The organism is Pontibacter sp. GD7 (genome assembly GCF_058216375.1).
On sequence record NZ_JBYZMP010000001.1, the window covers coordinates 189,096 to 211,837 of the forward strand.

General features: G+C 46.5%; 27 protein-coding genes. 11 read left to right on the forward strand and 16 right to left on the reverse strand.

Annotation, left to right across the window (positions count from 1 at the left end):
* Positions 1 to 347 precede the first annotated feature (347 nt).
* Complete coding sequence (locus tag AC4BAP_RS00750; protein WP_490580696.1) at positions 348 to 734, forward strand: Hsp20/alpha crystallin family protein; 387 nt, start codon at positions 348 to 350, stop codon at positions 732 to 734.
* A gap of 53 nt (positions 735 to 787) precedes the next feature.
* On the opposite strand, the gene AC4BAP_RS00755 is transcribed toward AC4BAP_RS00750, so the two are convergent.
* Together AC4BAP_RS00755 and AC4BAP_RS00760 are read right to left on the reverse strand one after the other, a co-directional pair.
* Positions 788 to 1,054: a hypothetical protein gene (locus AC4BAP_RS00755; protein ID WP_490580697.1), complete on the reverse strand. Its 267-nt coding sequence runs from the start codon at positions 1,052 to 1,054 to the stop codon at positions 788 to 790.
* Between the two features lie 424 nt (positions 1,055 to 1,478).
* Positions 1,479 to 2,855, reverse strand: a complete 1,377-nt coding sequence (locus AC4BAP_RS00760) for a serine hydrolase (RefSeq protein WP_490580698.1) — start codon at positions 2,853 to 2,855, stop codon at positions 1,479 to 1,481.
* A gap of 658 nt (positions 2,856 to 3,513) precedes the next feature.
* Here AC4BAP_RS00760 and AC4BAP_RS00765 point away from each other — a divergent pair.
* The 5 genes from AC4BAP_RS00765 (at position 3,514) to AC4BAP_RS00785 (ending at position 6,277) form a co-directional block, all read left to right on the forward strand.
* The gene (locus AC4BAP_RS00765; protein ID WP_490580699.1) at positions 3,514 to 3,822 is read left to right on the forward strand and encodes a hypothetical protein; all 309 of its coding nucleotides are present in this window, start codon (positions 3,514 to 3,516) and stop codon (positions 3,820 to 3,822) included.
* An 87-nt stretch (positions 3,823 to 3,909) separates the two neighbouring features.
* A complete protein-coding gene (locus AC4BAP_RS00770) occupies positions 3,910 to 4,593 on the forward strand; it encodes a hypothetical protein (protein ID WP_490580700.1) in 684 nt (227 codons plus the stop codon).
* Between the two features lie 27 nt (positions 4,594 to 4,620).
* Positions 4,621 to 5,343 (forward strand): alpha/beta fold hydrolase, encoded by a 723-nt coding sequence (locus tag AC4BAP_RS00775; RefSeq protein WP_490580701.1) that lies wholly within the window; start codon positions 4,621 to 4,623, stop codon positions 5,341 to 5,343.
* 11 nt (positions 5,344 to 5,354) lie between these two features.
* Entirely contained in the window at positions 5,355 to 5,747 is a 393-nt protein-coding gene (locus tag AC4BAP_RS00780) for a septal ring lytic transglycosylase RlpA family protein (protein WP_490580702.1), read from the forward strand.
* A gap of 146 nt (positions 5,748 to 5,893) precedes the next feature.
* Complete coding sequence (locus tag AC4BAP_RS00785) at positions 5,894 to 6,277, forward strand: hypothetical protein (RefSeq protein ID WP_490580703.1); 384 nt, start codon at positions 5,894 to 5,896, stop codon at positions 6,275 to 6,277.
* Position 6,278: 1 nt separating this feature from the next.
* Here AC4BAP_RS00785 and AC4BAP_RS00790 read toward each other — a convergent pair whose 3' ends face one another.
* The 7 genes from AC4BAP_RS00790 to AC4BAP_RS00820 form a co-directional block, all read right to left on the reverse strand.
* Positions 6,279 to 6,632 (reverse strand): Mpo1-like protein, encoded by a 354-nt coding sequence (locus tag AC4BAP_RS00790; protein ID WP_490580704.1) that lies wholly within the window; start codon positions 6,630 to 6,632, stop codon positions 6,279 to 6,281.
* Positions 6,633 to 6,714: 82 nt separating this feature from the next.
* Positions 6,715 to 7,467 (reverse strand): ZIP family metal transporter, encoded by a 753-nt coding sequence (locus tag AC4BAP_RS00795; RefSeq protein WP_490580705.1) that lies wholly within the window; start codon positions 7,465 to 7,467, stop codon positions 6,715 to 6,717.
* Between the two features lie 12 nt (positions 7,468 to 7,479).
* Complete coding sequence (locus AC4BAP_RS00800) at positions 7,480 to 8,217, reverse strand: SAM-dependent methyltransferase (RefSeq protein ID WP_490580706.1); 738 nt, start codon at positions 8,215 to 8,217, stop codon at positions 7,480 to 7,482.
* A gap of 157 nt (positions 8,218 to 8,374) precedes the next feature.
* Complete coding sequence (locus tag AC4BAP_RS00805) at positions 8,375 to 8,683, reverse strand: hypothetical protein (protein ID WP_490580707.1); 309 nt, start codon at positions 8,681 to 8,683, stop codon at positions 8,375 to 8,377.
* 116 nt (positions 8,684 to 8,799) lie between these two features.
* Positions 8,800 to 9,387: a hypothetical protein gene (locus AC4BAP_RS00810; protein WP_490580708.1), complete on the reverse strand. Its 588-nt coding sequence runs from the start codon at positions 9,385 to 9,387 to the stop codon at positions 8,800 to 8,802.
* A gap of 97 nt (positions 9,388 to 9,484) precedes the next feature.
* Positions 9,485 to 10,342 (reverse strand): carboxylating nicotinate-nucleotide diphosphorylase, encoded by an 858-nt coding sequence (nadC, locus tag AC4BAP_RS00815; protein ID WP_490580709.1) that lies wholly within the window; start codon positions 10,340 to 10,342, stop codon positions 9,485 to 9,487.
* 66 nt (positions 10,343 to 10,408) lie between these two features.
* A complete protein-coding gene (locus AC4BAP_RS00820) occupies positions 10,409 to 10,810 on the reverse strand; it encodes a DUF4783 domain-containing protein (protein WP_490580710.1) in 402 nt (133 codons plus the stop codon).
* Between the two features lie 214 nt (positions 10,811 to 11,024).
* Between AC4BAP_RS00820 and gpmI the strand changes: the two genes are divergently transcribed.
* The 3 genes from gpmI (at position 11,025) to AC4BAP_RS00835 (ending at position 14,708) form a co-directional block, all read left to right on the forward strand.
* The gene (gpmI, locus tag AC4BAP_RS00825; RefSeq protein ID WP_490580711.1) at positions 11,025 to 12,548 is read left to right on the forward strand and encodes a 2,3-bisphosphoglycerate-independent phosphoglycerate mutase; all 1,524 of its coding nucleotides are present in this window, start codon (positions 11,025 to 11,027) and stop codon (positions 12,546 to 12,548) included.
* A gap of 9 nt (positions 12,549 to 12,557) precedes the next feature.
* Positions 12,558 to 13,127: a hypothetical protein gene (locus tag AC4BAP_RS00830; protein ID WP_490580712.1), complete on the forward strand. Its 570-nt coding sequence runs from the start codon at positions 12,558 to 12,560 to the stop codon at positions 13,125 to 13,127.
* 84 nt (positions 13,128 to 13,211) lie between these two features.
* Positions 13,212 to 14,708 (forward strand): M43 family zinc metalloprotease, encoded by a 1,497-nt coding sequence (locus AC4BAP_RS00835; RefSeq protein WP_490580713.1) that lies wholly within the window; start codon positions 13,212 to 13,214, stop codon positions 14,706 to 14,708.
* A 258-nt stretch (positions 14,709 to 14,966) separates the two neighbouring features.
* Here the strand turns inward: AC4BAP_RS00835 and AC4BAP_RS00840 are convergent, their stop codons facing one another.
* The 3 genes from AC4BAP_RS00840 to prfA form a co-directional block, all read right to left on the reverse strand.
* Positions 14,967 to 15,386, reverse strand: a complete 420-nt coding sequence (locus tag AC4BAP_RS00840; RefSeq protein WP_490580714.1) for a secondary thiamine-phosphate synthase enzyme YjbQ — start codon at positions 15,384 to 15,386, stop codon at positions 14,967 to 14,969.
* Positions 15,387 to 15,554: 168 nt separating this feature from the next.
* Entirely contained in the window at positions 15,555 to 16,928 is a 1,374-nt protein-coding gene (locus AC4BAP_RS00845; RefSeq protein WP_490580715.1) for a hypothetical protein, read from the reverse strand.
* A 290-nt stretch (positions 16,929 to 17,218) separates the two neighbouring features.
* Entirely contained in the window at positions 17,219 to 18,295 is a 1,077-nt protein-coding gene (gene prfA / locus AC4BAP_RS00850; protein WP_490580716.1) for a peptide chain release factor 1, read from the reverse strand.
* Between the two features lie 308 nt (positions 18,296 to 18,603).
* Here prfA and AC4BAP_RS00855 point away from each other — a divergent pair, with 308 nt between their 5' ends.
* Complete coding sequence (locus AC4BAP_RS00855; protein ID WP_490580717.1) at positions 18,604 to 18,924, forward strand: thioredoxin family protein; 321 nt, start codon at positions 18,604 to 18,606, stop codon at positions 18,922 to 18,924.
* Between the two features lie 7 nt (positions 18,925 to 18,931).
* Positions 18,932 to 19,174 carry a DUF6952 family protein gene (locus AC4BAP_RS00860; protein ID WP_490580718.1) on the forward strand — a complete coding sequence of 81 codons (243 nt, stop codon included), beginning with the start codon at positions 18,932 to 18,934 and terminating at the stop codon, positions 19,172 to 19,174.
* Between the two features lie 62 nt (positions 19,175 to 19,236).
* Here the strand turns inward: AC4BAP_RS00860 and AC4BAP_RS00865 are convergent, their stop codons facing one another.
* From AC4BAP_RS00865 to AC4BAP_RS00880, 4 genes are all read right to left on the reverse strand, one after another.
* Positions 19,237 to 19,845, reverse strand: a complete 609-nt coding sequence (locus tag AC4BAP_RS00865) for a TetR/AcrR family transcriptional regulator (RefSeq protein ID WP_490580719.1) — start codon at positions 19,843 to 19,845, stop codon at positions 19,237 to 19,239.
* Between the two features lie 118 nt (positions 19,846 to 19,963).
* Complete coding sequence (locus tag AC4BAP_RS00870; protein WP_490580720.1) at positions 19,964 to 20,644, reverse strand: carotenoid biosynthesis protein; 681 nt, start codon at positions 20,642 to 20,644, stop codon at positions 19,964 to 19,966.
* Positions 20,637 to 22,130 (reverse strand): 1-hydroxycarotenoid 3,4-desaturase CrtD, encoded by a 1,494-nt coding sequence (crtD, locus tag AC4BAP_RS00875; protein ID WP_490580721.1) that lies wholly within the window; start codon positions 22,128 to 22,130, stop codon positions 20,637 to 20,639. Before crtD ends, AC4BAP_RS00870 begins: the two co-directional genes overlap by 8 nt.
* Positions 22,131 to 22,199: 69 nt before the next feature.
* Positions 22,200 to 22,640, reverse strand: coding sequence for an SRPBCC family protein (locus AC4BAP_RS00880; protein WP_490580722.1), 441 nt, complete (start codon positions 22,638 to 22,640; stop codon positions 22,200 to 22,202).
* Between the last annotated feature and the right edge of the window lie 102 nt (positions 22,641 to 22,742).

The window sequence follows — 22,742 nt, forward strand, 5'->3', positions numbered from 1 at the left end:
AGGTAATCTGGCAAGTGTTATGAAAGAAGTATGCCACAGCTTACTACAATTAGTGCCTACACCATAAACCTCATTCGCACTATATACCTAACCTATTGATTAGCAGCACCTAATATTTAACTTTGTTATACTTTAATCGATAATATTTTTTTTCTCCAGCAGTAACGCGCTTTCTCACACCAAAGAATTGTTCCCAAATCAGGAATGACACATTAATTGTGGGAAAACCACTTTTGCATTTCGCAGGCTGCCAAATGTGCAGATCTGTGGCTGGCAGATTGTTAAAAACCGGGTTTGGCACCTGATTTGCAACTACTTATTTGTTAACTAAAGAGGAGATAAATAATATGAAGCAATATGATAGAACGAGCTTTCTGCATACTGTTGCTCTCCACTTAGACCTGTTAAATACAATTGGTGGTGGAGTAAGCGAAACGTATGTAAAGTTGGAAAAAGGACCAGATGAAGCAGTGATCAGGGTTTGGGCAGCTGGTGTTACTCCCGAAACATTTAAAGTAACATTGCGCAGCAACAAGCTCACAATAACCTCTACATTAAAAAGCGCTCAGCAGCCTAATGTATCCGTGCCAATGTTTAGCCGCACGTTTATACTTCCGGCTGATATTAACCAGGCAGGTATAGAGGCTATTTATAAAGAAGGAGAGCTACTTATAAACTTACCGTATTCCGAATCGGCTGACAGGCCACGGGAAATCAATATTAAGGAGATCTAAAAAGAAAGGCACCGCAAAATGGTGCCTTTCTTTTTATGCTTACAAATTCACAATTAAGCTGCTTCCTTGAACTTTGCCTTAATGATAGAAGTAAGGAAGTCATGCACTTCCACGGTTTCTTTATCGTAAACGAAAGTATTATACATATCGGCTGAGGTCTGCTCTATCCGACACCCATTTTCTATCATCATAAAGATTAACTCACGCAAACGATAAGGATGCCCGGCAATATTTATAACGCACTCCATATCACTACTTTCCACGCGCAAAAACATGTGCTGCACGTGGTTTACATCTGTCATTACTTCCTGATTAGACATATACTTTGTACTTTGGCTATAGGTATAAGCCAGATAAAGCCAAAAAAGTGCCACTTTGCTGAGGCGATTTTTGCTACAATACAAATTCACCTTAATGTTGCAGTCTATACTTTAAAGAGTGCAAAACCATACTTCAGCAGTACACGCAGCTTTCCAAAAACCACGCTTAACGGCGAGGGTGCTCTTTGCGCCAGCCAACTACGAATACAATTATCCACACAGGATAAAGGGGTGTAAGCACAGATGCAAGGTATGGATCTACAGTTAGCGCAAGTATAGTCTGTAAAATGAATGTGGCTGCAGCACCAAATATAGCAGCCCTGTAATATCTGTTTTGCCAGTTCATAATAGCTTATACGCTGACAATAAAACAAACAGGAGAGCCACCTAAGTAGCTCTCCTGCAGTATGCGGGGCTTTTGTGTTTAGTTTATTTTCATAGCTGGCATCGCCCTGCCTCCATGATGCATGTACATCTTAGCAATGTTCCCGTTTTCATCCTTCTCGAAAGTTACCCGGGCAGGAGCCACTTTCACGAAAAACTTATCTTCTGCCTCCGGAAAAATCTCAAACTTATCCTGACCTGGCGCCTCTACAAATATTTGATTACCCGACAGTTTTACTGAGAACGACATGTTTGGCGTAACTCTATACTCCCCAGTGTATTTTGCTAATTGTGCTGCGCTCATACTTACTATGGTGCGAACCACCGGCACCTGGTACTTTTCGCCGAGCACAATAGCCGTTACATCACGAGAGATCGGGCCATTAACCTGCTGCGATTCGTAGTTGCTCAGAATCGTGATCGTCATTTCACGCTGTGGAAGCCGGATAAAGTTGGCTTTAAAGCCGTTGATGGCCCCACTATGGCTGATTCTTAACTGCTTGTACACAGAGTCTATTACCCAGCCATAGCCATAGTTATTTTTAACGGGAGTGAACATCTGCTTTTTAGAAGCCTCATTTAAAAGCTTGTTGCCTCTAAGGGCTGCATCAAACTTGCCCAAGTCGGTTGTAGTGCTGTACATGGCACCTGCAGCGTGGCACCAACTCATATCGATAAATTTGGCAAGCTTACGGTCTGCAGCATCATGGTTATAACCTTTTGCCATTCCTTCCACGGGCTTACTAAACTCCATTCCCGTCGAGTTCATTTTCAGCGGCTTCAAGATTTGCTTGTGCAGTACTTTCTCGTAAGGTTTTCCGGTTACTTTTTCGATTACCTGCGCCAAAAGCACAAAGCCAGTACTGCTATAGCTCCATTTGCTGCCTGGCTCAAACTCCAAAGGCTTGTCTTTTACAAGTGCCAGAATATCATTTGTTGTGGCAGGCTTGGTATTAACCTCACCCCAATGGTTCACAAAATCAGGCAAGCCAGAAGTATTGGTAAGCAAATGGTGCAGGGTAATTTTATCGCTGTTAGGAAAACCGGGTATGTATTTGCTAACCTTATCCTGAACATTAAGCTTACCCTGCTCTTGCAGTTGCATTATCATTGTTGCCGTAAACGACTTTGTTACAGAGCCAATCCTATACTTTATATCCTGGCTATTGGCTACGCCTTTCTCATAATCAGCCATTCCGAAACCCTTGCTATACACAGGCACACCTTTCTCTGTAACTACGACTGTTCCGCTAAAGGTGCCTTGCTGTAAGTGTGCATTAAGGTATTGGTCCAGCTTGGCTGTGAAATTCTCTTGCGCAAATATCTTTGAGCTTATAAGGCAAAAGGTAAGAAGTATAGCCAGGGTTATACTTCTTGCGCAGGATGCAGTAAGGCATGTGATCATTCTCTTTTCCATAGTTTTGTTTTTATTTTAATCCCTAAAAATGAATAACTTACAACAAAACTATACTTGATTACATCACTGCGCAATACCTCCGATCATGCTTGTATATGAACTCCTGTGGCGTTTATATGAACGTGCAAAATATAGGGATAAAAGGAAGGGGCAAAAAAATACCCGACTGCTTAAGGTCGGGTATTCATTAATCTAAAAGCCTCTGCTCTAGATATATCTTTCTCAACTATCATCGGTGGGTTGTCATCTTTCGCAACCACCAGAATGTAGTTGTTGTTCGTATCCTGATAATATATGAACGTAGTCAGGTCTTCGTATCCAACACTAAAGATCTTCCTGGGTTCATGCTCGTATCTGTATTTATAACTGTCTAATGATATATTCCTCAATAACCTCATATTCCAACACCTTTCTATTATTCTAACGACGTCTATGCGGCACAATGTTTCAAATCTTACTGATGTACAATAACATTCTTATAATCATTATACCCTTGGTTGCCACATAATTATATCAGAATGTTTTATATTACAGGTTATTTACCATAGTTCTCTAGTATGACTATGGTAGAGCCAAAACCATACCGGACTACAGCAGGGTTTAACTTACGGGGTTTTCTCACAGCTGCACCGGTGCTTGATAATCTTATTTCTATTTGATGCAAAACAGCGGAAAGTATAGCTGGCTTAGCTGGCTTCTTTATTTCATACTTTTTGAAGTGGTAGTTTTTATGGGACTGCAATGGCTTTTATCGGATATGGGTATAAGCAACCAGTATCAGGCCGAGAACACCATTGTGCCCAACTGGGTAAAAGCTGTTATATTTATACTCTTATACCTTTTGTGCCTTCTGTTCGTTGTTATGCTGGTAAGCAACTTTGTGCCAGCCAAACACCGGAGGCAACTTATGCGCTGGGTTTACCTGGCACTGGTTGGTATGGCTGTTATGCTGTTCTTTTTATTTTAACGATGCCGGCACACCCTGCGGCTATTCTCATCAACAACAATGAAAAAACTAGTTTACCTTTTATCATTTTGTCTGCTTACTTGTTTTATGGCAAACGCACAACGCGGCGAGGTAGAAAGCATCCGCCAGGGCCGTTTCTTTATCAAACAGCAGAACGGCCAGATAATCTATGCAAATAAGATACAGTTGAAGTCGCCGTTGTTTAAACAGAACCATTTCCTGCTCGACGACTCCCTGAAGTATAACCCAAGTACAGTGGCCGCATTCCAGAATGAGCAGGGCTATTTTGCAAGGGTAGATTACGGCAACAGTTACGACGATTTTGCCAAGCGCATACTTGATGGTCCGCGCATAGACAAATTTTATACTTCTCGCACCGTTTACGACTATGGTTATGGCTACAACCCTTACGGTTACGGAATACCGCGCACCAGCCGCCGCCGGATAAATTTCTTTTCTAAAGACGACGGGCCACTATACTTGCTTGACTATAATAACCTGCGCGAGGCTTTGGCAGATAATGCCGCCAGTATGCAGATCCTGCAACGGTATCGCCGCGATAAAGTGATCAACACCGGCGTTTCTATCGTTGGCGTTGGCTTACTGGCTGCAGGTTCCCTTTCTACGCTCCAAAATCAGCAGAATAGTGGCATTTCACCATTGGTTTATGCCGGGGCTGGCATTTTGGGAGCTCAGTTCGTCATAAACCTGTTCCAGAAAGATAAACTGACGCAGGCCATGGAAGTCTACAATTACCAGGTAAGGCAATAAGAACGCAGTTTTATACTTAGATCAGCTATGCAGAATATCTTGCTTTTGCACGGTGCGCTTGGCTCAGCCGACACGTTAGATCCGCTAAAACAGGCACTGGAAGGTAAGTATAAAGTATACACCCTGGATTTCTCGGGGCATGGAGGAAAAACCATCCCAGGCGAACCGTATAGTATGCATTTGTTTGCCAACGACATTAGTGCATTGCTCGAAAAAGAGGAAATAGCACAAACGCATATTTTCGGGTATAGTATGGGCGGCTATGCTGGTTTATACTTTGCACTGCAGCACCCTGAGCGTGTAAACAGCATTTTTACACTGGCTACCAAATTTGCCTGGTCTCCGGAAACCGCCGCAAAGGAAACTAAGATGCTGGACCCCGCAAAAGTGGAGGAGAAGGTGCCCGCATTTGCCAACGCACTTGCCCAACGGCATGCCCCACAAGACTGGAAAACGGTGATGCGCAAAACCGCCGACATGATGCTACACTTGGGAAACGCGCCAGGACTTACACCAGATAATTTACCTATGCTGCAAGTGCCGGTATGCGTAAGTGTTGGCGACCGCGATAATATGGTAAGCGTTGAAGAAACCCTTTGGGCATATAAGCACTTACCAAATGCCAGCCTGATGGTATTGCCAGCCACGCGTCACCCCCTCGAAACCATACCAACAGCAAAATTAGCCGCCGAGCTCGACAGTTTTATCAGTACAGTAACATCTCAAACAATTCCTGCGAACCAAACTTAAACCCTGATCCTATGAAATTTAATTACGGTATTGTATTTACTGCGCTAATTGCCTTCATGAGCTCCTGTGCCAGCTCTGCACCTGAGTTTGGCAGAAAAGGATACACTGAAGAGGGCAAGGCATCGTACTATAGCCGCAAGTTGCAAGGTCGCAAAATGGCAAACGGAGAACCCTACCGGAAGGGTAAGCTAACTGCAGCCCACAAAACATTGCCGTTTGGCACCAAGGTTAAGGTTACCAACCTGCAAACAAATAAAACTGTAAAGGTTAAGATCACAGACAGGGGGCCTTTCGTAAAAGGCAGAGTGGTAGACCTTTCGGAGGCTGCAGCCAGGAAAATTGGCTCTGTAAAAGAGGGAGTAGTGCCTGTAAAACTAAAAGTTGTGAAACCAGCCGCCAAGTAATTTTAAAAAAATCAATTTCAGGAACATAATACCGCATTTTACACGTTATGCATAACAAAAAGTATATTCTCTAAATTATCCTACTGATTTATTGATTTTTACATAATTTGCATATATATTTGAGCATGAGAAAACTGTGTCAGGGTATGTTGGGATTTCTTCCTGTAGTGGCTGTAGTACTGCTATGCCTCAGCGCCATGCCTTTTGCACAGGCTAACGGCAATGGCAACGGCAACAACGGAACTACCACTGCCAGTGTTCAGCAAAACACTGTTCCTGCTCAGGCCTCTCCTGCCGCAACACTTACTGCATCCGCAGAGGCAACAAAAGCACAAAAACCAAAGCCAAAAACCACGGTAAAGCCTCAGAACAAATCAGTACTGGATACTGAAATATTAGACAGCCCTATCGGTTATTTTAAGAAGGCATTTGCAACTGAAGAAGATGAGGCTGACGCAGCGTCAAACAACAGTGCTGTTATGATAACAGTGAAAGCTCTTGTAGCTACCCTGCTCTCCACTATTATGTAATTTACCTTTCCTGATCAGTGGTATCAGTACCGCTACTCCTGAATTGCTGCTTCCCGCGGAGTATATCAAAAAACAGCTTAAAGTCTGAAGCCAGGCTATAAAAAGGATATTTAAAAGTAGCCGGCTTATTCCGTTCAAAAAAGAAATGCCCTACCCAGGCAAAGCCATACCCTATTACAGGCACTAACCAGAGTAAGCTATACTTGCCCAGCGCCAGCGCAGCTATGGCAACCAACAACAGTAAGCCAGTACCTGTAAAATGCAGCACGCGACTTGTTGTGTTTTGATGCTCCGATAGGTAATAGGGGTAAAACTCCTTAAAGGAAGTATAGGGCTCAGAGGTTTTATTGGCCATGCTTTCTCCTGGTTTATACTTCTTTAAGCTAACCAAATGTCAGCATAAGATCAAGGTGCAGGCAGCTTTGCAGGCCTTTACGCTAAATGAAACCGCCAAGTACCGCCAGGATTAAACCAAGCATGGTAGCAACCAGCTTATTGCGGTTAAAGTGGTGGTCCGGGCTGGTTTCGAAAAGGATGGTGGTGGAGATGTGCAGGAAGTTGCCTGCCACCAGGCCAGTGAGTGCTGTGTAGACCAAGCCTCCAGGTGCCTGCTGCGCCAGTACCGTATTGCTAAAAATGATACCCAATGGAGACCCCAGTGCGAATATCAGCAACCACAAAAATGCTTTTCTGAAGTTCTCCAACCTCGATAGCAAAACCGACATCAGGGCAAAAGCCGCCGGTATATGGTGTAGTGTAATTCCCATCAGCACCAGGTAAAAGTTCTCGCTGGTAGCGTGGTGGCCCATGTTTTCGGCTCCGTACCTGTGCTCTACCAGTATGCTGCCCTCCAGGAAAGAGTGAACAAACAAAGAGCCCAAAAGCAGAAAGGGTAAAGACCCCACTCTTTCGTTATGGTGGTGGTGCATGTGCCCGTGCTCAACGCCATGCGAGAACAACTCCAGGATAAGCTGTAAAAAGAAGCCGGCCAACACCCAGTAGCCAACGCCAAAGCTGTTGTTTCTCATCAGCACCTCAGGCAGCAGGTGGATGATGGTGATTGTGAACAGGTACGCGCCACTAAATGCAAGGGCCATTTTAAGCCACTTGATGTTAGTGGGAGGGAAGATCTTTACCAGAAAGCCGGAAAAGACCACAGTAAGAAACAAGACTAGTATAGCTATGATCATGCGGGTGCGGCGCTATTTTTTTAAAACAAAAATCATCCGATCGCTATTGTCACGATCATACTTATTCAGGTGATAGTCACCAAACACATCCACCAACCGCAGTTGTGTCATTTTAAAGTATTCCATAAAGTCCTCTTCGCGTAAGGCACGCACACGCTCCTGAAACCGGTAAGTTTCCCCGTTATCTGTAAAGGAGATGGTTTTAACGATAAAATCATGCTCCAGCCCACGGTGTATATTAAATTTTATACCCTGCACCTCCTTCACCTCGTCCGTAACCAGGTTAGCGATCACTTTATCGGTATTCATGAAGTCTATTACCAGCTTGCCACCGTGCTTCAGACTCTCTGCAGTAGCCAGCAGGGCTACTACGTTCTCCGTTTCATGCTCAAAGTATCCGAAGCTGGTAAACAGGTTAAGTATAAAGTCAAAGGCCTCTGGTTTATACACCTGCCGCATGTCATGCACATCAAAATGCAGGCGCTCATGCTCGTACTGTCTGGCATAGGCTATACTTTGCGCCGACAGGTCGATGCCTGTTACATCGTAGCCCTTTTGACTTAAGTATAAGGAGTGCCGCCCTTTACCACATGCCAGGTCCAAGATCTTTTCGTGCTGTTTGGGGTGCAGGTAAGCCAACAGGTTATCCATGAACAACTGTGCCTCTTTCAGGTCACGGTCCTGATACAAAATGTGGTAGTACGATGAGTCGAACCAAGTACTAAACCACTCTACTTCCTGTTGTGCCATTTAAGCTAAACGCAATTGAGTTGCAAATATACGATAATAAGTCCAAAGCGACTATACCCGGCCTTCGGCAGGCATGGCCACTCCTGAGGCAATTGCCACAAAAAAGCCTGCCGCTGCTATAGCTAAGCAACGGCAGGCTTATACTGTAGGTTTAAAACTATCGTTTAGTAGCGCCAGCCTGCGTGTTTGTCTCTGTGGCTTCCATCACGCTGTCACCTTTCTGTATGGTGTTACCACCCAGGTCACGATCAGGCATTACTTCCTGGTGCTCCACGTGATCCTGCACTGTGCCCTGAGCTGTTACTTCAGGAGCTCCGGCGTCGCTTACGTTAAATGTGGTGCGAGTGCCTGGTGCCACCATTTCTGTAGATACTTTTTCGCCTGGTCTCAGGTCTTTAGGAGTATCGCATGAGGCCATAAACAAACCACAAACAGCGGCGAAAACTGCAATTACGTTCTTATTCATTTTTGTACGATTTTATACTTTAGCTATAGTTGCTTTACAGAATCGGGCATCCGTAAAAGCCTACTTATTAATTATTTACGATTAAACAAACAGCTTAGGTTGTGGTACTCCCTGTGCTATGAGATAAAATTCTTGCGGCGCAGCAGGTTATCCATCAGCTTAATGTCGTTCGGGCTGTTAAATATCTTATAAGGCATGTAGATGAACACCGGAACCTCGAAGGTGCGGGCTAGCCAGCCTTTCCAGCCGGTTGGCATTTGTGTGCCGGTTGGCGGCTTTAACCAAAGCAGGTAGGCGTCATCGTTGCGCTGCACCTTTTTGATCATATCCCAGGTCATGGTCATGCCCTCACGCTCATTGCGCTTCATCAGTATCTGGCGGTTATCAATGTCGTAGTGCAGTTTCTCGAACAGCACGTTGCCCTGCTCAATGCGTGTGATGCCCATTACCTGCGCAGAACGCAGTAGCACAAAGATCAATGTCATGATAAAGGCCAGGGCAACCCACCACCACGAGAAACTGAAGATGGCAGGGATCATGAACACTGCAAACACGATTAAAGCATACCACCAGTCTTTCTTCCATACCTGTGTTACCGCAATGCGTGCAAACATGTCCTTGTCCATCTGGTATTTTTTTGTTCGGATGGCGCCAGGGGCTGGCCCTTGTGGCGCTCTGAAACCTCTTTGGTTTATCTGCTGCATAAATTTTAAAGTAAAATTCTCTTTTCTTATTCCTCCCCGGCTATCCCTTCAAGAGAACATCAGGTTTTATAAAGTGCTGCTATACCAGCGGTAATATTTAGTACGCTTTCAGGCTCAGGTCCATACTTTTGATGGAATGCGTTAAAGCTCCCACCGAAATGTAATCCACGCCGCACTCGGCCACTGTTCGTATGGTTTGCTCCGTAATTCCTCCGGAAGCCTCCGTCTCAAACTTTCCACCGATCATGGCCACGGCCTCCCGCATCATTTCGGGTGTCATGTTATCGAGCATGATCCGGTGAATGCCTCCTAATTCCAACGCTTCTTTTACTTCCTCCAGGTTGCGTGTTTCCACCTCAATTCTCAGGTCTTTGCCTTTTTCCTGCAGGTAACGCTGCGTGGCAAGTATGGCCTCCCGGATGCCACCGGCATAATCCACGTGGTTATCTTTCAGGATGATCATATCAAACAGGCCGAACCTGTGGTTGTGGCCACCGCCTATCAACACAGCCCATTTTTCCATGATCCGGAAGTTAGGGGTGGTTTTACGTGTGTCCAACAGTTTGGCGCCAGTGCCTTCTATCAGGCTTGTAAGGTAGTGGGTGTAAGTAGCAATGCCACTCATGCGCTGCATGCAGTTCAGCACCAAACGCTCTGCGGTAAGTATAGACTGCGCCTTGCCTTTTACGATAAGCGCCACATCGCCATACTTTACCTGGGCGCCATCCTGCAACAGCACCTCCACCTTCAGGCCTGGGTCTACGGCATTAAAAATGTAACCGGCAAGCTCTACGCCCGCCAGTATGCCCTCGCCCTTAACCAACAGGCGCGCCTGGTTTTGCGCATCGGCAGGTATGGAGGCCAGCGAAGAGTGATCTCCGTCGCCAATGTCCTCGGCCAGGGCCGTCGAGATAAACTCGTTTATACTTTTTTCGGTAAGGTATGTCGGTTTCACGGCACAAAAATAAAAAAAGGCTCGGAGTTTATACCGAGCCTTCATAAAAATCTCATTATTATCTGCTTAATCTTTTATAAAATTCATCGATTGTATCTTCGAATCCTTCAGCCTGATCAGTACTGTGTAAGTACCATTTTTAGATGTATAGGTGCCTATGGCATATTTCTGGCCTTTATCCGAGGCCCCCTGATGGCTGTAAGAGAAATCTACAGGAGGGTTCTTGCTGAAAAAGTTCTTCATCACAAACTCTGCCTGCGTGCCGCTGTAACTGGTGGCATCGCCGTTTTCCAAGGTAATTTCCACCATGCTGCCGAAGTTACGCGCCAGGTCTTTGGAGGAGCCCGCTTTCACAGCAGACTTTACACTACCCATCAAATCGCCTTGCGCCGCGGCCTGCCCCGTAATAAAAAAGACAGTCGCCAACATCAGCGAAAATACTACCGCAATCTGTTTTAAATTTTTCATAAATCCTGTTTGTGATCTCGCCCTTATAATAGCTAAAACTATGCCAAGTAATGAGGAACGATAAGCAACGCTAAATTACCCGGAATATATTAAAAATATAAAAAACCAGCCTCATTTATACTTAATAATCTACCCCTGATCGTTGAGTGCCAAACAGCTGGCGCAATTGATTGGTGCCACGGCTCGGTTAAAAGATTATACTTATATTTGTGCTATGGATAAAAAGGTACTTCTTGTGATTCTGGACGGCTGGGGAATAAGCACTGTTCCGGAGGCATCTGCCATTCTAAAGGCGCATACACCCTTCATGGATTCTTTGCTGGAGCAGTATCCGCATACGCACCTGAATGCATCCGGGGAGGCCGTAGGCTTGCCGGAAGGGCAGATGGGCAACTCTGAGGTTGGGCACATGAACATAGGCGCAGGCCGCGTGGTGTACCAGGACCTGGTGCGCATTAACAAAGCCATCGCAGAACGCAAACTGGCTACCATGCCCGTGCTGGCAAATGCCTACGCTTACGCCAAAGAGAACAAGAAGCCTGTACACCTGATAGGCCTTTTATCCGATGGGGGCGTGCACTCACACATCGACCACCTGAAGGCACTTTGCTCTGTGGCCGCTGATAACGAGTTGCAGCAAGTATACATACACGCCTTTACCGATGGCCGCGACACCGACCCGAAAGGTGGCGTAAAGTATATAAACGAACTGGAGCAGCACCTGGAGAAAACCACTGGCACCATTGCCTCTGTGGTGGGCCGCTACTACGCTATGGACCGTGACAACCGATGGGAACGTGTAAAGCTTGCTTATGACCTGATGGTAAAAGGAGAGGGCAAGCCTTCTCAGAACCTGATACAGTCGGTGCTGGAGTCTTACAAAGAAGGCGTTACCGATGAGTTCATCAAACCTATTGTAAAAGTAAACGACAAGCAACAGCCGATTGCCACTATACAGGATGGCGACGTGGTGATCTGCTTTAACTTTAGAACAGACCGCGGCCGCGAAATTACCCAGGCTTTAACACAACGCGACTTTCCGGAGCAGGACATGCACAAGCTGAACCTGCGCTACGTTACCATGACCAACTACGACGATACGTTTGAGGGCGTAGAGTCTATTTTTGAGAAAGATAACCTGAACAATACCCTGGGTGAGGTAATTGCCAATGCCGGCAAAAAGCAGATACGCATTGCAGAAACAGAAAAGTATCCGCATGTAACGTTCTTTTTCTCGGGGGGCCGCGAAACCCAGTTTGAAGGTGAAAAACGCCTGCTGTGCCCATCGCCTAAGGTAGCCACGTATGACCTGCAGCCGGAAATGAGCGCCTATGACATCAGGGATGCCATCGTACCGGAGCTAAAGCAGCAGTCAGCTGACTTTATTTGCCTGAACTTTGCCAACCCGGACATGGTTGGCCACACGGGTGTTTTTGAGGCTGCCGTAAAAGCCTGCGAAGTAGTGGATGAGTGTGCAAAGGATGTAGTGACTACTGCGCTGGAAAATGGCTACGACACCATTGTGATAGCAGACCATGGCAATGCCGACATGATGGTTAACCCGGACGGAACACCCAACACAGCCCACACTACCAACCTGGTGCCGTGCGTACTGGCAAGCAAAGACTTTAAAGGAAAGCTGCATCCGGGCAAGCTTGGCGACCTGGCCCCAACCATACTTCAGTTGATGGGTATTAAGAAGCCGGCAGAGATGACCGGGGAAACCTTGATAGATTAAGAGTAAATAATGGGCAGGTATAGCATAGGGTTATTGATATTGGGCATGCTGGCTTTTACAGCCTGCGAGCGGCCGGCGCCCCCTGCAGCTGAGTCGGACTCTTATAACCTCACGCAGTTCCTGCAGGAGCAGATAGCCACCATGCAGGCTAAAAAGCCGATGGTACTGAAGTCTGTAAGCACTGATAACCTGCCCGCCGAGACCATTCAAACCGACGAGGTTGACTGGGAAGATGAACTGGCTGTGTTTGAGCAACTCGACCTGAACAAACCTACACTGGAAGAATATTACATAAAGGATCGGATTCCGCTGGAAGGTGGAGCGTACGCGGTTGTGTACAAAAAGCGAGAAGACAGCGAGCCATTGGTGCATTACCTGTACCTTGGCTTTGGCCCAGATAAGCAACTCAAGCAGCTGCAAGCTATACTTCAGGACAAAAACCCACTCTTTTTTTCACGCCGGAAAGTGATGCTGCAAACCGACCCCGGCACTGGCAATATCTCCGATTATAGGATAGAAGGAGTGCAAAAGCTCATTTTCAGCGATTCGCTGCATTTCAGAGTGGATGCCAATCTGTAGCAAAATGGTGCTTTACACGCCTTTATTTCGTATATTGGCATATATAAACTGCTAATATACCGCCATTTATACTGCGGCTTGCCCATGCGCATACTTCTACTTTTAATACCACTGCTGTTATACTTTACTTTGCCTGTAGTAGCACAAAACATGCCCGTGCAGCGCAACTGTGGCACCGATGGGTATGTGCAGGCGCTGGAGCAAAAGTATCCCGGGTTTAAGCAGCAATACCAGCAGGCAGAGCAAGCCGTGCAGCAGGCCCTACAGCAGCAAAGTAATGCACAGTACCTACGCCAGGCTAGCACCATGTCCATTCCGGTGGTTTTCCATGTGGTGTACAGCAATGCCACACAAAACATTTCAGATGAGCAGGTGCTCTCGCAGCTTGCCGTTTTAAACGCTGACTTCAGAAGAAAGAACAGTGATGCGGCCAATACGCCTTCATACTTCCTGCCCTTTGCCGCTGACACCGAACTGGAGTTTTGCCTGGCTACTTTAGACCCGAACGGCGAGGTAACGAACGGTATTACCCGCACACTCACAACCCGCAGTTCTTTCAGCAACTTTAACGATGATGTAAAATTTACCAGCAAAGGTGGGCATGATGCCTGGGACAGAGACCAATACCTGAATATCTGGATCTGCAACCTCGGCGATATGGTAATCGGGTATGCCACACCGCCTGGCGCACCTGCAGCTATAGATGGTGTTGTACTTGATTATACTACCGTTGGGGCAAAGCCACACAATACATTCAGCACGCCTTTTAACTTAGGTCGCACAGGCACACACGAGGTTGGCCATTGGCTGGGGCTGCGACACATCTGGGGAAAAGGCGCCACCTGCGACGATGATGATGGCATTGCAGACACGCCGAACCAATTCGGGGAAAACTACAGTTGCCCTTCCGGTGTTGTTATCTCCTGCAATGATGCACCATACGGCGATATGTACCAAAACTACATGGATTACACAGACGATGCCTGTATGAGCCTTTTCACGCAAGGGCAGGGTGCATACATGCGCACGGTTCTAAATACTTCCAGGGCGGGTATCCTTAAATCACTTGCCTGCTCTTTTGCCATCCGGGCCGACTTCAGCACTAACTTAGACGGCGATACCCTTATTGTGGCAGGGAACTCGGTGCAGTTCCGGGATGCTTCGGCAGGGGTCAAGCCTGCAACATACTTATGGGAGTTTGATGGAGCCTTTCCATCCACTTCTGCAGAGGAGAACCCTAAAGTAAGCTATCCAAGGCCGGGCAAGTATAAAGTAAAGCTTACGGTATCAACTGGCGGCCTGACCAGTACAGAGGAAAAAGAGGCTTACATACACGTAACCGTAGACAACCTGGTAGTATACCCTAACCCTAGCAATGGGTTTATTATAATTGAGCAACCTGCCCGTGTGCTTGTGCGCCAGGTGCAAATACTCAACCAGCTTGGCCAGATGGTGCTTACTACAGAAGCCCAGAACAGGCAAATACGCCTCGACGTGCGCACCCTTCCGGCAGGGGTATATTTCCTGCGCATTACCAGCAGCAACGGCACTACGATCAGGAGGGTAAGCGTGGTAAAGTAAGTATGTTGGTTGTTAGTTATTAGTTGTTGGAGAGAAATCTTGAGCCTGTTTAGAGTTTATTAAAGGCCATACTGCCTGCCCTTGCTGCGTGTTATCACCAGCAAGTATAATAGCCAGTGCCTTCTTAAAGTAAGTATGTTGGTTGCTGGTTGTTGGTTATTGGTTGTTGGGGAAGACTCCAAAAGTGTAATTTATATGCCACTCATAAACCCTAATAACCAACAACTACCAACTAATAACCAATAACTACAGCTCACTTCACTCTCCCTGCAGCGTTACGACAATGGTTCTCTTAGAGGCGTGGTTCCGGTGTTCGCAAAGGTAAATCCCTTGCCAGGTGCCCAGGTTAAATTCTCCGTTGGTAATGGGTACTGTAACCGAAGAGCCAAGTATGGCAGCCTTTAGATGTGCTGGCATGTCGTCCGGGCCTTCTAAAGTATGGCGGTAGTAGGATTGATTCTCCGGCACCATGTGATTAAAATGGCTCTCAAAATCCTGCCGTACAGTTGGGTCAGCATCCTCGTTTATGGCCAGGCTAGCCGAAGTATGCTTGATAAAAATATGCGCAAGCCCTACCCTAATATCCTCCAACTCTGGCAGCTGCGCTACAATCAAATCGGTAACTAAGTGGAAGCCACGCTTAACGGCTGGCAATCTTATCTCTTTCTGAAACCACATATTTTAACAATGAGTGGATGAGCGAATGTGTGAATGGTTTTATGCTTTTTAGACAAACAGTGTAGTAGTATCAGACTTCCTTCTTTTAAATGATCACCTAACAACAAATAACTAATAACGAACAACTATACATTCACTCATCCACTCAATCACACATTCAAAATTGTTCTAGTCAATAAGCCTCTCAAAAGCGCCGGCATCGGATTTGGTGGTACTGCGGGTTTTACCTTTAAGGTCGGTAAGCACAGTTGGCAGAAACCTGGCGGCACTACTTGCAGGCGATAAAGTGTCCAAAGTAAAGTTGGCTTTGTCAGGTGCCTTAAACTTCGGGATCACATTCAGCTTATTGCCGTTGCTATTCAAAACAGCTTTGTAAACATCAGTCCGAAGCAGGTTGTTGCTAATGTCCATGGCTTCAGACAAGGGGGATATAAACACCTCGTCAATGGCACTGAAATTATCAGAGTATACGATGGAGTTTACAAGCTTAAGCGAAGTTGGCTGGTTTTTGATATTGGTACCCGGTATAAAATCGGCAACCACGAACAGGGGTGTTTCGCGAAGCAGCCGGTTGTTGTAACTCACGATGGTAGAGTACAGCACCTCATACTTGCCGCCACCCAAGCCCCCAAAACCATATTGTCCACAGTTATGGATAAGTGTGTTGATTACTTTGACATCAGAGGTAAAGGCCACGATCCCATCCAGAAAAGCATATTGTATGGCACAGCCTTCCACCAAAGTGCCAGCCATGCCGGGGTTGCCTATGCGCAGGCCGTAAAGTGCGTTTCTGATGTCTGTATACTTCAGGGTGTTGTTGGCGCTTTTGGTAAGTATGCGTATGCCTTCCCACTGGCCCGGCGCTGTCAGGTACTCCGGTTCCCGGCGGTAGCCACTGAATGTTACCCGTTCTTCCGGTGTGCCGTCCGACAGCAGCTGCCCATTCACCAGCAGCACCGATTTGTTGCTGCCGTATACTTTGGTGCCTTTCTCCAGGGTTAGTGTGGCGCCCTCTTGCACCAGTACCGTATCCAGCAGCACATGGGGTTTATCGTTGAGCCAGGTAGTAGTGCCAGTGCTTTCCTTTCGATGGAAATAGGCATTTTGCCCATACGCCACCAGCTTTACGTTTTGCCATTGCCCGTTTGTCCTGAAAAGTATGGAGTCGGCCACCAGAAAGGGGAGGTTAACATCGGTGGGGTTGATATTGACCTTCACAAGCACATAGATGCTATCGCCTCCGCGCAACTCCAGGTTATTTACCAGTGGGCTCTGCACCCCATTTACGGTAAGCTGATATGGAGAAGCTCCCGCACCGGCTAAAGCAATCTCGCTTATCTTAACCGCTTTTTTATTGGGGTTGTATACTTTCAGGCGCTTGGTTATACTTCCTCTGCTTACAAAAACCGTATCAAACAGCACGGTATCGCCGGAGAATGCCAGCACAGCACTTGGGTCTGTGGTGAACACCTCGTCCTTTGGCTCGCAACTGATCATGGAGAGCAGCAGGAGCAGGGGCAGTATGGCGAGCAGGTATCTCAAGTGTTGTTATTTGTTGATCGTTATTGGTTATTCGGGAGTATGTATGACTGTTTGCGTTACATTAATAAGTGGTTTATCGTGTACACCTGTTTTTGAACGACAATCAGAATAAGTTATTTTAATGCTGTTGTAGCTTAAAAGATGGTATACTTTGGGTATAAGCTAAAGATACAGCTATTCGCAATTTAACAGTTAAGCAATTTAACAATTCAGCCTAAAACAGAAAAGGAATGCAGCGCAGCCATACTTGCCTTACTACATTCCTTTGCTTTATCTTGATCTGGTTTTGCTTATTCTGCTGCAGCGCCTTCTTTCAACCTTTCGGCATTTTCCGCGATACGTAGCTCTTCAACAAAGTCATCGATACCGCCATCCATCACATTTGGCAGGTTGTACACAGTATACCCAATACGGTGATCGGTAACACGGCCTTGCGGATAGTTGTAAGTACGGATCTTATCTGAGCGGTCGCCGCCGCCTACCATGCTCTTACGCTGCGCACCTTCGGCTTCGTTCTTCTTGGCAAGCTCTACCTCAAAGATACGGGAGCGAAGTACCGCCAATGCCTTGTCGAAGTTCTTAAGCTGCGATTTCTGGTCCTGGCACTGCGCCACAATACCTGTAGGTATGTGCGTTAAGCGCACAGCAGAGTAAGTAGTGTTAACCGACTGGCCACCTGGTCCGGAAGAACAGAAAAGGTCTTTACGGATATCGTTCATGTCGATTTCCACGTCAAACTCCTCAGCCTCTGGCAACACTACCACCGATGCCACTGAAGTATGGATACGGCCCTGCGTTTCGGTGGCTGGCACACGCTGCACGCGGTGTACACCCGACTCAAACTTAAGCTTACCATACACGTCCTCGCCGGTAATGCCCACAATAATCTCTTTATAGCCACCAGAAGTACCTTCTGTGGCATCCATCAGTTCCATTTTCCAGCCCTGCTTTTCAGCAAAGCGGCTATACATACGGAACAGGTCACCGGCAAAAATAGAGGCTTCGTCGCCACCGGCACCGGCACGGATTTCCATGATGATGTCTTTGCTGTCGTTCGGGTCTTTCGGGATAAGCAACTCTTTAAGGTTTGCCTCCATCTCCTCACGCTGCGGCAGTAACTCATCCAGCTCCTCTTTCGCCATTTCACGGAAATCCTCATCTTTCTCAGTGGCGATTACCTGCTTGGCGTTATCAATATTGCTCAGGATGTTGAGGTACTTCTTGTATTCTACTACTATCTTGTCAAGGTCTTTGTACTCTTTGTTAAGCGCCTTGAACTTCTTCATGTCGCTGGCCACATCAGGCTGTATAAGCAACTGGCTTACTTCTTCAAATCGCTGATTGATGGCTTCTAACTTATCTAACATGGGTTTTGTCTGGTTATAGGCTGCAAAGATACTAAATTGGCTGTAAGTATATTACTCTGTGTTTGCCTTTAGGTATAATTCTGCAGCCCTGCTATGTTCTATGCTATAACTTTAAAGGCTCTGCTTTAGTTTCTGCTTAAATACAGTTTTGGCATAATCCGTTTCACTTGCATCATAAACAAAATCTATCATCCGATAAATTAAATCTATCCAATCTACTACGGCTTTGTCAGCTGAAACTTTTACTTTTGACACTAGTAAATTAATAGCAACAAAGAAGACTTACATAATTTAAAATAAGAAAAACTATGGCCGTTATACTTGCATCTGACAGCGACTTTAAGGAAGTACTGAACTCCAATAAAAAAGTAGTGGTGAAATACTACGCCGACTGGTGTGGAAGTTGCCGCCTGTTCTCCCCTAAGTTCAAGCGCATGTCTGATGATGAGAATTTTGCCAACATTGCCTTTGTGGACGTGAACGCTGAAACAAGCCCTGAGGCGCGCAAACTGGCAAACGTTACCAACCTGCCATTTTTTGCCGTGTTTAAGGACGGGCAACTCGTTGACTCGGTGGCAGCCTCTAAAGAGGAAGCCGTGCTTTCACTTATCCATAAATTAGACGCTTAACAAGTATATGAAAATACCTGCTATCAAAAAGCTAATCGAGACTTACTCGCTGGAAGAACTTACCGCTGCCGAGGAAGCGCTGATGGAGGAACAGCCCTTGGCGATAGAAGTTGAGGGAAGCGACGAGGGAGAACAGCTAACCCACGTTTACGCTGCCATCTGGATCATCAACTACATGAACGACAGCGAAGCTGACTTTAAGACTGCACTCCGGGAGTACACCAAAAAGGTGCGTGTTTCGATAAACTAAGCACAGCATTACTGTAAAAAGCGCAGCGGCCTGAGTACACCCTCAGGCCGCTGCGCTTTTATTTATACATTCTTTTTTGCAAAGAACTCTTCTGCCTGCTTGCCACCTGCCTCTGTACAGATGCCCCGTATGTAGTAAAAGTATATGCTCCTGAAAACCTCAGACAGGCTATACTTGTGTGGCGGAAACACAACAGGATTGATCAGCATAAAGAACTGCTCCAGTATAATTTTAGTAACCAGTTGTAGGTTGAGGTCCTTGCGGAAGTACCCTTCCAGAATGCCACGGTTCAGGATCTCAGCGTTTACGATCTGGTTATTGCTGGTTACGTGTTCGATGCTTGCCTGCCATGCCTCCGGGAATTGCTGCAGGTCGGTAATGTATACAGGATTGATCTGCTTCATCTTTTCAATACCATCTACAAGCAGCATCATGATCTCCTCTACCGGGTTAGTGGCTTTTTCCAGTAGCTTCGCCTGCTCCAGCTTCTGCTGTTTAATGTCATAGTATACGACCTGTATTACCATATCATCCCGGTTGGCAAATAGTTCGTGAAAGGTAGTAGCCCTTATATCTAGTTTCCGGATGAGCTCAGCATCTGAATTGGCATTTATGCCTTCCCGTCTGAATATCTGTAGCAGCTCCTCTAGAATTGTTTCCAGAAATGTCATCTATGTATATATTTATTTAGCTTTTAAAGTATAACCAACTGAAAAATTAAGCCAGGTGTTTAACTGTGCAAGTTAATTCATTTGAGGTTTACACACCTAAAACTTGATGCAAAAACATTTAACTAAGTAGTATATAAAGCCCCATGAAAAAAAGCAGCTGCACAACATAAACGAATAGGGCCATCCGGTTGTGCCTGGTAAAGCCGGCTTTCTGAAAGTATACCTGAAGTATAAACGCAACTGCAAACCAGCCAAGGTAATTGGACAAAGGGATATCGGCTCCATTCCAGCTCCAGAAATCAAACGCCACTGCAACAGGCTCGATAAAAACATCGAGCAGCACCATAAGGGCAGCTCCAAGTATGGCTTTTGCCAACCAATGCCAGCCTGTGTAGTTGCTGATATGGCCTGTAACATACACCAGCATCAGCCAGTTTAAGCCAATCAGCAATGGTACCTCCCACAACTTAGTCCCTAGCGCCTGCCCATAAGTATAGTCGCCAAACATTAAGCCTGTATGCACCCCTACCACCTCCGAAAAGAAACCCACTACATACACCAGCACCCCAAAAAGTATAAACGCCTTGTTCCAGCTTTTATGGAAGGCAAACAGCAATGCATTGGTGAGCAGCAGGTTCATGGGGGTTAGCCGCTGAAAGTATTCCGAATTACCGCTAAACAGCAGCCCCCAAAAGCCAACCGCATGGAACACAACCAGCACAAAAACAGCCAGCCCCAGCGCATACTTTTTATACTTGCCGCTAATAATCTCTGGCTCAGAATAAATTGTTTTAAGCATGTTTAGGTAATGTTACACTATTTGGAACGGGGGCCAGGTCCGCAACAATTTTAGCGGATAGTAAACAAAGCGGAATGCCGCCACCAGGGTGCACACTGCCCCCACAAAAGTATAGCCCTTTTAATTTATTACTAAAGTTTGGATGCCTTAAAAAAGCCGCCATCCGGTTATTGGAACTGCTGCCGTACAAGGCACCGCCATACGATGAGGTTTTGCTTTCGATCAGGAGCGGGTCTAGCACCTGTTCTTCCTCTATCAGCGAGGCAACGTCTGTGTCCAGCATCTTACTTAGCTTTTGTAGTACGGCCTGCCTGGTGGTTTTGGTCAGCTCCTGCCAGTTCTGCCCCTCGTTATGCGGCACATTTACCATCACAAACCAGTTCTCACAGCCTGCAGGGGCATCCTGTGGGTCGGCTTTTGATGTGATGTTCACGTACACAGTCGGGTCGGGGCTGATATTTTTATACTTAAAGATATGCTCAAACTCTGTTTTATAATCCTGGCTGAAGAAGATGTTGTGCACATGCAGCTGTGGAAAGGCACGCTTTATTCCCCAGTAGAAGATAAGTGCTGAACTGGAGCGTGGCTGTTGCAGTGTCTTCTCCGGTGCTTTTTGGTCAGGCAGTAGCTTGCGGTAGGTGGGCACAATGTCCATGTTGCTTACTACAAGGTCGGCTTTATACTTGCCACTGTCAGTTTCCAAACCCTCTACTTTTTTGCCTGAGGTGATAATCTGCCTTACCGGCTCATTGTATCTGAATTCCACACCCAGCTCTTCTGCCAATTTAACGAGGCTTGCTGCAATGGCATAGATACCGCCATCCGGGTAAAAAGCACCTATGTTATGCTCCAGATGCGGAATAATATTGAGGGTGCCAGGTGCCTGGTATGGGTCGGAGCCGTTGTAGGTGGCAAACCGGTCCAGCAACTGCACAAACCTTGGGTCAGAGAACTGGCTTGCATTTTCCTGGTGCATGGTGGTGGTCAGGCCAAGGTCGGTGAGACAGCCCAAGGCTTTTAGCACATCCGGGCTCAGGTAAGTACCCAACTGGTGCAGCGACTTGTGCAGAAACGTATCGGCGGTACCTTTGTAAAGGCGTGCGCTTTTAGCCAAAGCCTTTAGCACCGCCTGCTTTGGCACTCCCAGCTGCTGGTATACTTCATCGGCAAACTTTACGGCGTCTGCAAAGGCTTTTACATGGCTGCCATCGGGCCAGAAGTAGTGCGTTATAGGGTCGAGGCGGTTGTAGGTAAAATAATCGGACGGGTTGCGGCCTGCCAGAGTAAAGAGTTCATCTACCAGGTGTGGCAGCGTAAACAGCGACGGCCCTGCATCGAATCTATACTTGCCCAGCCAAAACTCCTGCATTTTTCCGCCAAAAGTATTGTTGGCCTCAAATACGGTTACCTCATAGCCTTTTACGGCCAGCCTTACCGCAGTGGCAATGCCCCCGATACCAGCACCAATAATTGCAGCCTTTGTCATGGTATAAATGTACGCAAGTTTATACTTTGTGCTGTAACTGCCTGACAGGGCTAAAGGTTTTGTGGCATTTTATACTTTGCCGAATTCTTTTCTGTACACCGGCTTTCGCATGCCGAATTGCAGCCTCATCAGCGGGTACAAAAGCAGGTCCAACAATTTGTTGCCAGTGCTGTACGTGATGATGTCGTGGATAATGGCCCCGCTGCCGTTTTTAGTTACCAAATGTTTGTGGTGCCACTGCCGTAGTGGGGGAGGCAGTTCCTGCCCCTGGTCTACAAAGTATGCCTCGGTAGCCGTTATACTTCTATCGGTTATCAGGCTGGTCCAACGAAAATTTTTGAACCCCGTCTGCAGTTCTACCTCCACCACATCGCCGGGTTCAGAACCATCGAACCTGATAAGCTTTAGCTTTGGATAGGGAGGTGACAGTTTCCTGAACAGCTTCTCATCAAAGGCATGAAACACCTTCAGGTAATCCTGGGCTACGGCTGTTTTAAGGTGGAGCTTCATGATTTAATTGCTAAATTGTTAATGGTTTAATTGTTGAATTCAGCTTAAGTACATTCTCATATGACTTATGCATATTACAGGCTCTTCTGTAATTTATAACCT

Bases quoted from the DNA above. Each gene is read 5' to 3' on its own strand.
- AC4BAP_RS00780 (WP_490580702.1), top strand. From the start codon at position 5,355: ATGAAATTTAATTACGGTATTGTATTTACTGCGCTAATTGCCTTCATG.
- AC4BAP_RS00790 (WP_490580704.1), bottom strand. From the start codon at position 6,632: ATGGCCAATAAAACCTCTGAGCCCTATACTTCCTTTAAGGAGTTTTAC.
- AC4BAP_RS00770 (WP_490580700.1), top strand. From the start codon at position 3,910: ATGGCAAACGCACAACGCGGCGAGGTAGAAAGCATCCGCCAGGGCCGT.
- AC4BAP_RS00865 (WP_490580719.1), bottom strand. From the start codon at position 19,845: ATGACATTTCTGGAAACAATTCTAGAGGAGCTGCTACAGATATTCAGA.
- AC4BAP_RS00860 (WP_490580718.1), top strand. From the start codon at position 18,932: ATGAAAATACCTGCTATCAAAAAGCTAATCGAGACTTACTCGCTGGAA.
- crtD (WP_490580721.1), bottom strand. From the start codon at position 22,130: ATGACAAAGGCTGCAATTATTGGTGCTGGTATCGGGGGCATTGCCACT.
- AC4BAP_RS00880 (WP_490580722.1), bottom strand. From the start codon at position 22,640: ATGAAGCTCCACCTTAAAACAGCCGTAGCCCAGGATTACCTGAAGGTG.
- AC4BAP_RS00870 (WP_490580720.1), bottom strand. From the start codon at position 20,644: ATGCTTAAAACAATTTATTCTGAGCCAGAGATTATTAGCGGCAAGTAT.
- AC4BAP_RS00785 (WP_490580703.1), top strand. From the start codon at position 5,894: ATGTTGGGATTTCTTCCTGTAGTGGCTGTAGTACTGCTATGCCTCAGC.
- AC4BAP_RS00765 (WP_490580699.1), top strand. From the start codon at position 3,514: ATGCAAAACAGCGGAAAGTATAGCTGGCTTAGCTGGCTTCTTTATTTC.
- AC4BAP_RS00805 (WP_490580707.1), bottom strand. From the start codon at position 8,683: ATGAATAAGAACGTAATTGCAGTTTTCGCCGCTGTTTGTGGTTTGTTT.
- AC4BAP_RS00755 (WP_490580697.1), bottom strand. From the start codon at position 1,054: ATGTCTAATCAGGAAGTAATGACAGATGTAAACCACGTGCAGCACATG.
- AC4BAP_RS00750 (WP_490580696.1), top strand. From the start codon at position 348: ATGAAGCAATATGATAGAACGAGCTTTCTGCATACTGTTGCTCTCCAC.
- AC4BAP_RS00800 (WP_490580706.1), bottom strand. From the start codon at position 8,217: ATGGCACAACAGGAAGTAGAGTGGTTTAGTACTTGGTTCGACTCATCG.
- AC4BAP_RS00840 (WP_490580714.1), bottom strand. From the start codon at position 15,386: ATGTGGTTTCAGAAAGAGATAAGATTGCCAGCCGTTAAGCGTGGCTTC.
- AC4BAP_RS00855 (WP_490580717.1), top strand. From the start codon at position 18,604: ATGGCCGTTATACTTGCATCTGACAGCGACTTTAAGGAAGTACTGAAC.
- AC4BAP_RS00830 (WP_490580712.1), top strand. From the start codon at position 12,558: ATGGGCAGGTATAGCATAGGGTTATTGATATTGGGCATGCTGGCTTTT.
- prfA (WP_490580716.1), bottom strand. From the start codon at position 18,295: ATGTTAGATAAGTTAGAAGCCATCAATCAGCGATTTGAAGAAGTAAGC.
- AC4BAP_RS00760 (WP_490580698.1), bottom strand. From the start codon at position 2,855: ATGGAAAAGAGAATGATCACATGCCTTACTGCATCCTGCGCAAGAAGT.
- gpmI (WP_490580711.1), top strand. From the start codon at position 11,025: ATGGATAAAAAGGTACTTCTTGTGATTCTGGACGGCTGGGGAATAAGC.
- AC4BAP_RS00820 (WP_490580710.1), bottom strand. From the start codon at position 10,810: ATGAAAAATTTAAAACAGATTGCGGTAGTATTTTCGCTGATGTTGGCG.
- AC4BAP_RS00810 (WP_490580708.1), bottom strand. From the start codon at position 9,387: ATGCAGCAGATAAACCAAAGAGGTTTCAGAGCGCCACAAGGGCCAGCC.
- AC4BAP_RS00795 (WP_490580705.1), bottom strand. From the start codon at position 7,467: ATGATCATAGCTATACTAGTCTTGTTTCTTACTGTGGTCTTTTCCGGC.
- AC4BAP_RS00775 (WP_490580701.1), top strand. From the start codon at position 4,621: ATGCAGAATATCTTGCTTTTGCACGGTGCGCTTGGCTCAGCCGACACG.
- AC4BAP_RS00835 (WP_490580713.1), top strand. From the start codon at position 13,212: ATGCGCATACTTCTACTTTTAATACCACTGCTGTTATACTTTACTTTG.